The organism is Clostridia bacterium, from assembly GCA_024685775.1.
In the GTDB taxonomy this organism is placed as follows: domain Bacteria; phylum Bacillota; class Clostridia; order Christensenellales; family CAG-1252; genus CAG-1252.
In genome coordinates this window covers 1-10,490 of record JAIKVL010000015.1, presented here as the reverse complement: position 1 = coordinate 10,490, position 10,490 = coordinate 1, and the positions used below count along the sequence as shown (strand labels likewise).

The 10,490-nt window shown below is 53.0% G+C and carries 8 protein-coding genes, 2 rRNA genes and 1 other annotated feature; of the genes, 6 read left to right on the top strand and 4 right to left on the bottom strand.

Going from position 1 to position 10,490, the window contains the following annotated elements:
- Window positions 1-48 precede the first annotated feature (48 nt).
- From metG to rsmA, 3 genes are read left to right on the top strand one after another with little or no spacing between them, the layout of a single operon-like run.
- Window positions 49-1,992 (top strand): methionine--tRNA ligase, encoded by a 1,944-nt coding sequence (gene metG, locus K5753_02925; protein MCR4726153.1) that lies wholly within the window; start codon window positions 49-51, stop codon window positions 1,990-1,992.
- On the top strand, window positions 1,992-2,762 hold the full coding sequence (locus K5753_02920; GenBank protein MCR4726152.1) for a TatD family hydrolase: 771 nt from the start codon (window positions 1,992-1,994) through the stop codon (window positions 2,760-2,762). The genes metG and K5753_02920 overlap by 1 nt, the downstream gene beginning before the upstream one ends.
- Window positions 2,759-3,562 (top strand): 16S rRNA (adenine(1518)-N(6)/adenine(1519)-N(6))-dimethyltransferase RsmA, encoded by an 804-nt coding sequence (gene rsmA, locus K5753_02915; GenBank protein MCR4726151.1) that lies wholly within the window; start codon window positions 2,759-2,761, stop codon window positions 3,560-3,562. Before K5753_02920 ends, rsmA begins: the two co-directional genes overlap by 4 nt.
- Here the strand turns inward: rsmA and K5753_02910 are convergent.
- Window positions 3,528-3,713, bottom strand: coding sequence for a hypothetical protein (locus tag K5753_02910; GenBank protein MCR4726150.1), 186 nt, complete (start codon window positions 3,711-3,713; stop codon window positions 3,528-3,530). The two genes, rsmA and K5753_02910, sit on opposite strands and share 35 nt — an antisense overlap.
- 432 nt (window positions 3,714-4,145) lie before the next feature.
- On the opposite strand from K5753_02910, the gene K5753_02905 reads away from it, so the two are divergent.
- From K5753_02905 to K5753_02895, 3 genes are all read left to right on the top strand, one after another.
- Entirely contained in the window at window positions 4,146-4,853 is a 708-nt protein-coding gene (locus tag K5753_02905) for a trypsin-like peptidase domain-containing protein (protein ID MCR4726149.1), read from the top strand.
- A gap of 297 nt (window positions 4,854-5,150) precedes the next feature.
- Window positions 5,151-5,399: a binding site (T-box leader), on the top strand.
- A 108-nt stretch (window positions 5,400-5,507) separates the two neighbouring features.
- Window positions 5,508-6,887, top strand: coding sequence for a TrpB-like pyridoxal phosphate-dependent enzyme (locus K5753_02900; GenBank protein ID MCR4726148.1), 1,380 nt, complete (start codon window positions 5,508-5,510; stop codon window positions 6,885-6,887).
- Window positions 6,888-7,195: 308 nt separating this feature from the next.
- The gene (locus K5753_02895) at window positions 7,196-8,335 is read left to right on the top strand and encodes a GGDEF domain-containing protein (protein ID MCR4726147.1); all 1,140 of its coding nucleotides are present in this window, start codon (window positions 7,196-7,198) and stop codon (window positions 8,333-8,335) included.
- 158 nt (window positions 8,336-8,493) lie between these two features.
- On the opposite strand, the gene K5753_02890 is transcribed toward K5753_02895, so the two are convergent.
- The 3 genes from K5753_02890 to K5753_02880 all read right to left on the bottom strand — a co-directional run.
- A complete protein-coding gene (locus K5753_02890; protein MCR4726146.1) occupies window positions 8,494-9,453 on the bottom strand; it encodes an HD-GYP domain-containing protein in 960 nt (319 codons plus the stop codon).
- Between the two features lie 504 nt (window positions 9,454-9,957).
- Window positions 9,958-10,074, bottom strand: a 5S ribosomal RNA gene (gene rrf / locus K5753_02885).
- 87 nt (window positions 10,075-10,161) lie between these two features.
- Window positions 10,162-10,490: ribosomal RNA gene (locus K5753_02880) — 23S ribosomal RNA — on the bottom strand; the annotation flags it as partial.

The following is a 10,490-nucleotide window of genomic DNA, read 5'->3' as shown; positions in this document are numbered from 1 at the left end:
AATTGATTTTAGTATATGATTATAGCGCGCGCGGCGCGGGAGGAAATTATGGCAAAGCCCACTTTTTACATTACGACGCCTATCTATTACCCGAGCGGAACTTGGCACCTCGGGACCTGCTACACGACCGTCATTTGCGACGCGATCGCCCGCTTTAAGAGAAAGCAAGGCTACGACGTCTTTTATCTGACCGGGACGGACGAACACGGCTTGAAAATCGAGCAAAAATCCAAAGAAGCGGGGATCACCCCGAAAGAGTTCGTGGATAAAAAAGTCGCGAACCTCAAAGCGCTTTGGGATCGCTTGAAGATCTCCTACGACAAATTCATCCGCACGACCGACTCCTATCACGAAGCCGCCGTCCAAAAGATCTTCGACAAACTCTATGAAAAAGGAGATATCTACAAGGGCGAGTACGAAGGATTTTACTGCGTTCCCTGCGAAACGTATTGGACGAAGACCCAGCTCGCGGACGGCAAATGCCCGGACTGCGGAAGAGAGGTCACCGTCGCGAAAGAATCCTGCTACTTCTTCCGTCTCAGCAAATATCAGGACAAACTCATCAATCTTCTCGAAGAGAACGACGATTTTTTGCTTCCGAAGCCCCGTCGCCGCGAGATGATCAATAACTTTTTGAAACCGGGTCTTCAAGATCTCGCCGTCACCCGCTCCACCTTTACTTGGGGCGTTCCCGTCGACTTCGATCCGAAGCACGTCATCTACGTCTGGATCGACGCTTTGGTGAATTATATCACCGCCCTCGGTTACGGCGGAGAGGACGATTCCCTCTTCAAGAAGTACTGGCCGGCGGACGTCCATATGATGGGCAAAGAGATCGTCCGCTTCCACAGCATCATTTGGCCCGCCCTCTTGATGGCGCTCGATATTCCCCTGCCGAAAAAGGTCTACGGACACGGCTGGCTTTTGATGGGCGCGGACAAGATCAGCAAGAGCAAAGGAAACATCGTCGACCCCGTCGAGCTTTCGGATAAGTACTCGGTGGACGCCGTCCGCTATTACCTGCTCCGCGAGATCCCCTTCGGTTCGGACGGCGCGTACACGACGCGCGCTTTCCTTTCGAGATTGAACGCCGACCTCGCGAACGACCTCGGAAACCTCGTAAAACGCACCGTCGCGATGGTGAATAAGTACGAAGGCGGCAAGATCCCCTCTTGGAGCGGAAAGAAAGAAGGCACGGACGAAGAGATCATTTCGCTCTCCGAAAAGACGCTCGATATAGTCGCGAAGAATATGGACGAGCTTTTCGTCCCCGAAGCGCTCGAAGCGATCTTCGCTTTGATCCGCCGCGCGAACAAATATATCGACGAAAACTGCCCTTGGATCCTCGCGAAAAGCGAAGAGACCAAAGCGCGCCTTTCGGACGTCTTGTACGTCCTTCTCGAAGTCATCCGCACGGCGGGCGTCTTGATCGAATCCTTCCTGCCCGACACCGCCGAGAAGATCTTTTCCTGCTTCGACGGGATCACCGAAGAGGAAAAAACCTTCGATTCGATCCGCTCGTTCGGCGGATTGAAAGCCGAAACCGTTACGGAACGCGACGCGATCTTTATGAGAGTCGACGTCGAAAAGGAGATCGCCGAGATGGAAAGCAAGATCGAAAAACAAGAAGAAAAACCCGCCGAAAAAGCGGCGCCCGAGCATAAGAGCGAGATCTCGATCGACGATTTCGCGAAAGTCGAGTTGCGCGTCGGCAAAGTCGTCAAAGCGGAAAAAATGCCCAAAACCGAAAAGCTCCTCGTGATGCAAGTCGAGATCGGCGAAGAGACGAGGCAGATCGTCAGCGGGATCGCGAAGTATTACACGCCCGAAGAAATGGTCGGGAAGCAGGTCGTCGTCGTTTACAACCTCGCGCCGCATAGTTTCCGCGGCGTGGAAAGTCAGGGAATGCTCCTTTGCGCGGACGACGGCAAAGGCGGAGTCGTCCTCGTCAACCCCGAAAAAACGGTGGACACGGGAAGCGAAGTCCGATAATGTTTATCGATTCTCACGCGCATTTGGATGACGAAGCCCTCGCGCCTCGCGAAAGCGAGGTGATCGAAGCGGCGAAAGAAGCGGGCGTCGGCGTGATCTTCAACGCGTCGTCCGACCTGCCCTCCTCCCTCGCGAGCGCGGCTCTCGCGGCGCGCAGGAAGGAAGTCTACGCCGTGGTCGGCGTCCATCCGCACGAAGCCAAGACCTATTCGGACGAAGTCGAAAAAGAACTCGTCCGCCTTTCGAAAGAAGAAAAAGTCGTCGCGATCGGCGAGATCGGACTCGACTATCATTACGATCTTTCCCCGCGCGACGTGCAAAAAGCCGTCCTCGAACGGGAGATCGCACTCGCGGACGAACTCGGGCTTCCCGTTGTTTTCCACGTTCGCGAAGCCTACGAAGATTTCAACGAGATCCTCGAACGCAACCTTTCCAAATTCAGACACGGCTGCTTGCTGCATTGCTATTCGGGCAGCGCGGAACTCGCGAAATATTATTCCGATCGCGTGGACGCCTATTTTTCTTTCGGCGGCGTCCTGACCTTCGCCAAGCATAAGGATAAAGTCCTCGCGGCGATCCCGAAGGATCGGCTTCTCCTCGAAACGGACTGCCCGTATATGACCCCCGTTCCCCATCGCGGAGAGAAGAACGAGCCGAAGTATATTCCCATCGTCGCGGAAAAGATGGCGGAGCTGACGGGGCTTTCCCTCGCCGAGGTCGAGACGCTGACGACGAAAAACGCTCTCGCATTTTATAACGTACGCTTATGATCATTGACGGCAATTTTTTCAACATTCGTTTCAATAAAAAATTCGGGCAAAACTTTATCACGGATAAAAACTTGCTCGCCGCGATCGTCGCGGACGCGGGCGTTGCGAGCGCGGACGTCGTTTGGGAGATCGGCGCGGGCGCGGGGACGTTGACCCTCGCTCTCGCGGAAAAAGCGAAAGAAGTCGTGGCGTTCGAGATCGACGAAGATCTCCGCCCCGTCCTTTCGGTCACCTTAAAAGACAAACCGAACGTAACGGTCGTCTACGAAGATTTTATGAAGACGCGCCACCCCTATCCCGCCTCGTTCAAGGTCGTCGCAAACCTTCCCTATTACGTTACCACGCCGATTCTGATGCGTCTTCTCGAATCGGAGATCCGCCCCGAAAGCGTCACCGTTATGGTGCAAAAAGAGGTCGCGGAGCGCCTCGTCGCCGCTCCCGGGACGGAAGAGTACGGCGCGATCACCGCGTCCCTGTCGCTCGTCGCGAACGCAAAGATCACGAGGATCGTGGGCAGGCAAAACTTTACGCCCCCGCCCAACGTGGACAGCGCGGTCGTGCGCGTCGATCTCACGGATAAAGGCTACTCGGAAAAAGAGGTCTCGGATGCGCGCAAACTCATTCGCGCGGCTTTCAATATGCGTCGCAAGACCCTTTCAAACGCGCTTGCGGGCGCGCTCGGCGGAAAAGAAAACGCCGCAAAGGTCATCGAAAAAGCGGGGTTTGCCCCCTCCGTTCGCGGCGAAACGCTGTCCGCGGCGGATTTTATCGCCCTTGCCCGAGCGGCGGAACAGGCGTAATGCCCGAGGAAAGTCGCAAAGTCGCGATCGCGCCGTTTACGATCGCGGAGATCAATTGCAGCGCCGCTTGCAATTCCATAAGTTCTTTCAGATCCTTGCCTTTTACGAGCGCGTTTCCGACCGCACACGCAAAGCCGACTTCGCTTTCCATACGTCATTATATGAAATATTAAGAAAAATTGCTAATTTTAAGGTTGGTTTAATGTTAAAATAATATTATAAGGGTACAACAAGCGCACGCCTCGGGCGGCGAAAGGAGATAACGATGAAAAAAACTTTTCGAATTTTGATCGCGGGTTTGATCCTCGCGATCGCCATAAGCCTTGCGGGGTGCTCGTTATTCGGAAGTAACGCGGATTCCCTCGCAAACGGAGGCTCCGTCGGCGGTTCTTCCGGGACGAAAACCACGACGACCTATACGAACGTCTCGAAAGCCGAGCTCGAATCGGCTCTAACGCAATACCGCGAGATCGCGGAAACCCTTTCCGCGCGTGTGGACGCTTTGGAAGACGCCGTTCGGGACGCCGTGGGGCAATCCAAAGCGAATATCGGGGCTTACGCCGTAACCTACGTCGACAGCGTTATGAACCTTTCCTGCGTGGAAAAGGAGTACAATCTCGGTTGCCAAGGAACGGGCTTCATCATCTCGGAAGACGGTTACGTCATAACGAACAATCACGTCGTTGCTTACGAGGAAACGGTCGTCGATTATTCCACCGTTCAACGCGGAATCTTCGGCTACACTTACGGAACGAAGACGATCCGTGGCGAATACTCGTCGATCACGGGCGTTTTCGATCCCGCCAGCAAATATTATAACGGCGGAAATTCTTACGAATTGCAGTTCGTCTATCGCGACGCGGATTACGATCTCGCGCTCTGCAAATTGGTCCCGAATCCCCCCGTCGGCGAGAATTGGACGGCGATCCCCTTCTATTCGGGTGCGGTAACCCGCGGCGACGAGCTTTTGCTCCTCGGCAACGCGCGCGGTTTCGGGCTTTCCGCGACGAGCGGTCTCGTTTCCGCAACGGGCAAGACCTTTACGGATTCTCCGAAACTTACCTTTATCCAGACGGACGCCGCGATCAACGGCGGCAACTCGGGCGGCCCCGCGATCAATATCTACGGCGGACTCATCGGCGTCGTAAACAGCAAGTTCGTCAGTTCCGAGATCGAGAACATGGGCTTTGCGATCGAGCTCTCCAAGGTCAAGACCTTCCTGACGGACGCGCAGACGAAAAAGAGCGTTACGGTCCATTACAAATCCGTAGGCGGCACGGCGAACGCATAAGGGAGATCTCAAACCCGAAAGCACCGCGGCGTGAGCCTCGGAAAATCGATCTTTATCGAAAACGGCGAAGCGATTCGCCGTTTTTTTGATCGGATTTCTTCACTTTCCAAGCGAAAACAAAAAATTTTTCGATCTTTTTTCGGAGCGGGGAAACCGCGTTCTCTCGCGCGCACGCGCATAATGCGCGCGCGACTGCGCAAGCGCGAAAGCAAAAAGCGGATCGATCGATCGCAAAATATTTTTTGAAAAAAATTAAAAAAAATCGTTTGACAGCGAAAAAGACCGGTGCTACAATGAAGAAAACCGAAGAGGAAGAAGAGTAGGCTCGTCCCCTTCCCTCAAAGAGAGTCGCGGGTGGTGTGATCGCGGCAGGGAAAATGAGTTCGAATGGGCTTCCGAGGGCTTTGCGGAACGGATTCGTCTGAGTATGCAGAGTCGGAGCGCGATCTCCGTTATCAACGTCGAGCGTATGATGGTACGCGAAAAAAGTGGGCGCGAAAGCGTCAAGCAGGGTGGCACCGCAGGAAAGAATGTCCTGTCCCGGCATAGATATGCTTGGGGCAGGTTTTTTATTTACCCGAGCGAGCATAATGGAATTTGCGCGAAACGCGTAAAAATATAAAATACCGCAAAACGCGGAAAAAGGAGGAAACTATGAGCAAGAAAGAAAATCAGATCCCTTACAAGATCTATCTCGAAGAGTCGGAGATGCCGAAGTTCTGGTACAATATGCGCGCCGACATGAAAGAAAAGCCCGCTCCCCTTATGAACCCCGCGACGAAGAAGGCGGCGACGTTGGAGGAGCTGACCCCCGTGTTTTGCGAAGAGCTCGCGAAACAGGAACTCGATAACGACACTCGTTTCATCGAGATCCCCGAGGAGATCAGGAACTTCTACAAGATGTATCGTCCCTCTCCCCTCGTTCGCGCTTATTGTTTGGAGAAGAAACTCGGAACGCCGGCGAAGATCTACTATAAGTTCGAAGGAAACAACACGAGCGGTAGCCATAAGCTGAATTCGGCGATCGCCCAAGCCTACTACGCCAAGAAGCAAGGTCTCAAAGGCGTGACGACCGAGACGGGCGCCGGGCAGTGGGGCACCGCGCTTTCGATGGCGTGCGCTTACCTCGGCATCGATTGCAAAGTCTATATGGTCAAATGCTCCTACGAGCAAAAACCCTTCCGCCGCGAGGTCATGAGGACGTACGGCGCGTCCGTTACTCCCTCCCCCTCTATGGAAACCGAAGTCGGCAAGAAAATGCTCGCCGAATTCCCGGGGACGACGGGAAGCCTCGGTTGCGCGATCTCCGAAGCCGTCGAAAAGGCAGTCACGACGCCCGGCTATCGTTACGTCCTCGGAAGCGTCCTGAACCAAGTCCTTCTCCATCAATCGGTCATCGGTCTCGAAACCAAAGCCGCCCTCGATAAGTACGGCATTAAGCCCGACATCATCATCGGTTGCGCCGGCGGCGGCAGTAACCTCGGCGGTTTGATCGCTCCGTTTATGGGCGAGAAACTCAGAGGCGAAGCGGACTACCGCATCATCGCGGTCGAACCCGCAAGTTGCCCGAGCTTTACCCGCGGCGTCTATGCGTACGACTTCTGCGACACCGGCAAGATCTGCCCCCTCGCGAAGATGTACACCCTCGGAAGCGGCTTTATGCCCTCCGCGATCCACGCGGGCGGTCTCCGCTACCACGGAATGAGCCCGACGCTCTCCAAGCTCTATCACGACGGATATATGGAAGCCACGACCGCGAAGCAAACCGAGGTCTTTGAAGCGGCTGAGTACTTCGCGCGTTCCGAAGGCATCCTTCCCGCGCCGGAAAGCTCCCACGCGATCCGCGTCGCGATCGACGAGGCTTTGAAGTGCAAAGAAACCGGCGAAGAAAAGACCATCGTCTTCGGTCTTACCGGAACGGGTTACTTCGATATGTACGCTTACGAAAAGTTCAACGACGGCGTTATGGAAGACTACCTCCCCTCCGACGAAGAACTCAAACAAGCGATGGCGTCCCTGCCCGACGTCGAATAATCCCTCGGCTTTATAAAAAAGGTCTCGCGGCGAAACGCGAGACCTTTTTTCGTTTCCGAAAGCGCGCTCTCAGGCTTTTCGCCGATATGGATGCAATCGGAAAATACGGTCTTGTCAAAGGCGGCAAACGCATAAGACATAAACTGTCACTATCATTTTCGCCGCCAATATGGTATACTATATAAGTACTTATATCAAAAGTACCTTAAATAGAATATTTTGTTGCGTCGGCTCTGCTGCAACTTTTACCGATCCGCACGAATTCACCTCGGTTCATAAACCGAAAAAACACCGGAGGTAAATTCCCGATGAATCTTCGATCCATCATCTGCACGAATGCGGTCAGCATTGCCCTATTGATTATTTTGCGCTTTGTGGCGCGCATCAAGATCGTTCGCGAACGCATAGAGGATAAAGTTTTTGTTTTTACGGTCTACGGCGTTATGCTCGGCTCTCTTATGGAGATGGCGTCCTATTTGCTGGACGGTCACCTTTTCCCGGGCGCGCGCGTTTTGAACTATGCGGCGAACACCTTCCTTTTTACCGCGAATATGTTCCTGCCCTTTTCCCTTTTGGTGTACGTCGATCTTTCCCTTTACGGAAAAACGGATCGCATTTGGAAACGCTACAAACCGCAGATCATCATCGGGATCATTATGATCCTCGCAAACGTCGTAAACTACTTCGTCCCCATCTCCTACGCCATCACGGCAAACAACGTTTACGAACGCAGATTTTTCAGCTACGTCTACTATCCGGTGATCGTTTACTATTTTCTGTCCATCTTTTTCCTGCTTCGGAAATTCAAAAAGGAAAACGGCGCGCGGACGTTTATCAGTTTCCTGATCTTCCTCGTCCCCGTCATCATCGGGACGGGGTTGCAGTTTTTGGTCTACGGGCTTTCGCTGGCTTGGCTCTCCTCGGCGATCGGATTGACCGGGCTTTTTATGATGCAGCAAAACGAGCTGGCATATATCGACCCTCTGGTCGGGATCTACAACCGTCAGTATTTGGATAACGTTCTCGCCGCTTGGATCGGGCGAAACCGCACGTTTGCGGGAATTATGCTGGATATCGACCGATTCAAAGAGATCAACGATAACTTCGGACATTCCGAAGGGGATAAAGCCTTATTGACGCTTGCGAGCATTCTGCGGCAATCCGCGCAAGACGGCGAATGGCTGTTCCGCTTTGCGGGAGACGAATTCATCGTTCTGAAATTCGCGAATTCGGCAGACGATCTGACAAACTTCACGGAAGAAGTCGAAAGGCGGATCCGCGACTTTAACGACGAAGGTCACGCTTACGAGTTTTCTCTTTCCTACGGGGTCGCGTTTTGGGACGGAGACGGAGACGCCGACGGTTTCTTAAAGGAAATGGACGACAGAATGTATCAAATGAAAGCGGCGCACCACAACGAGATTCCCGACGGAATCGCCGCTCGTTAAGACCGTGCTAAAACCTTCCGAAAATAGAACGAAACGGCGGCGCAACTCGGAAATTCTTTCTTTCAAGCACAAAAAGGGAAAAGACATAGAAAAGAAACGACGAAAAAATTCGCCGTTTCTTTTTCCTTTCGTTTTCGAAGCTCTCGGTCGCGCCGATTTTACGCGATTTTGCTTTGCGCCGATTGTGCGTCGTCTTCGTCCATCAAACGAAGCATGATCTCCGCGAAGCGCGGATCGAACTGCGTCCCCATACCTTTGATGAGTTCCGCGCGAACCGCCGATCTTTCGAGGGGTTGGCGATAACTGCGGACGGACGTCATCGCGTCGTAAGCGTCCGCCACGGCGATAATGCGCGCGATCTCGGGGATCTGTTCTCCCGCGAGCCCGTCGGGGTAACCGCGCCCGTCGTAACGTTCGTGATGGTAGCGCGCGCCGATGCTGAGGAAGGGCGCCTGCTTGATCGAAGAAAGGATCTGATCGCCGAGAACGGGATGGGCTTTGATTTGGCTGAACTCCTCTTCCGTCAGTTTCCCGACCTTGTTGATAATATCGTGACGGATCCCGATCTTTCCGACGTCGTGTAACAGCGCGGCAAAATAGACCTCGTCGCATTTCTTCTTCGAAAGCCCCGCCAGTTGCGCGATACGCTTGGAGTACTGCGCGACGCGGGCGGAATGACCATGCGTATAGGCGTCCTTCGCGTCGATCGCGTTCGCCAGAGCTTCCGTCGTCTGCTCGAAGGTTTCGGCTTCTTTTCTTTGCCCTTCTTTATAAAATGCAAGTTCGCGAAGCCTCGTCTTTTCCGCCGCTTCCGCGAGGAAACGCAAAGCAAACGTATAGAAGACGATGACGACGACAGCCGTCGTCATATTGATCAAAGATATGCCGTATGCATAGAGCTGCAAAACGGCGGCGATCGTCGGAAGCGCGATCGCGACGAACAAAGAGATCGCGACGCGCGGTTTGATCTTTTTCCGGAATCGAAGGATCGACCACTCCTGCATAATAATGATCAAAAGCGGCATAATGTACGAAATAATATAATACGTCGAACGATGATAGACGTTTTGTTCGTCGAAATAGTAATAAAGTCCCGTAAATTGCGAAACAATCAGCATGATCGTGCCGACGAAAAACAGGACGTCCGCAAGGACCAGCTGAACGGGAACGCGCGTCAATTTAGCATCATTGATATAAATATCGGTCAGATAGCGCGTAACGAAAAACGGAATCAACAAAGACAAAAAGAAGACTAAGCCGTTGCTGACGCGAACCATAACGAACGCGGGATTCGACACGACGCCCTTGTAAATATACGCCAGTCGATCGAAGAACAAAAGCAACATAGCGGATATTTCCATAAAAAACAAAATACGCTTGGTATTGCGCGGCAAAAACTTCATGAACAAAGTCATGACGGCAAGGATCCCGCACATACCGCACATAAAGACCATAAAATTCAATTGATGCGCTCTGATAAAATCCATCGTTCCCTTTCTTTCAGTGAATTACATCACCTACAATATTGTACACCAAAAGAGACACGGTTTCAAGGGGGTTTTCCCGAAAACTTCGACGATTTCGACAAAAAAAAGGAACTCGTTTCGAGTTCCCTTTTTGGTATCCGGCGGCGCCATCGTCTCCCGGGCCGTGACCAGCCAAGTACATTCAGCGCGAAGAGGCTTAACTTCCGTGTTCGGGATGAGAACGGGTGGGTCCCTCTTGCCATTACCACCGGAATGGTTGGATGTTTTCAGCACATCCACAACTGCATAGTTCAATTAGTCTTGCTTCAAATACATATTTTTGCCTAACCAAAATTGTCAGTGATTAAGCCCTCGACCTATTAGTATCGGTCAGCTTAATGCATTGCTGCACTTCCACCTCCGACCTATCTACCTCGTCGTCTTCAAGGGGTCTTACTATCTTATGATATGGGATATCTCATCTTGAGGTGGGTTTCACGCTTAGATGCCTTCAGCGTTTATCCCATCCGCACTTCGCTACCCGGCTGTGCCGCTGGCGCGACAACCGATGCACAATAGGTGCGTTCATCCTGGTCCTCTCGTACTAGGGACAAATCCTCTCAAATATCCTACGCCCACGATGGATAGGGACCGAACTGTCTCACGACGTTCTGAACCCAGCTCGCGTG

Bases quoted from the DNA above. Each gene is read 5' to 3' on its own strand.
- K5753_02900 (MCR4726148.1), top strand. From the start codon at position 5,508: ATGAGCAAGAAAGAAAATCAGATCCCTTACAAGATCTATCTCGAAGAG.
- K5753_02905 (MCR4726149.1), top strand. From the start codon at position 4,146: ATGAACCTTTCCTGCGTGGAAAAGGAGTACAATCTCGGTTGCCAAGGA.
- metG (MCR4726153.1), top strand. From the start codon at position 49: ATGGCAAAGCCCACTTTTTACATTACGACGCCTATCTATTACCCGAGC.
- K5753_02920 (MCR4726152.1), top strand. From the start codon at position 1,992: ATGTTTATCGATTCTCACGCGCATTTGGATGACGAAGCCCTCGCGCCT.
- K5753_02895 (MCR4726147.1), top strand. From the start codon at position 7,196: ATGAATCTTCGATCCATCATCTGCACGAATGCGGTCAGCATTGCCCTA.
- rsmA (MCR4726151.1), top strand. From the start codon at position 2,759: ATGATCATTGACGGCAATTTTTTCAACATTCGTTTCAATAAAAAATTC.
- K5753_02890 (MCR4726146.1), bottom strand. From the start codon at position 9,453: ATGCTGATTGTTTCGCAATTTACGGGACTTTATTACTATTTCGACGAA.
- K5753_02910 (MCR4726150.1), bottom strand. From the start codon at position 3,713: ATGGAAAGCGAAGTCGGCTTTGCGTGTGCGGTCGGAAACGCGCTCGTA.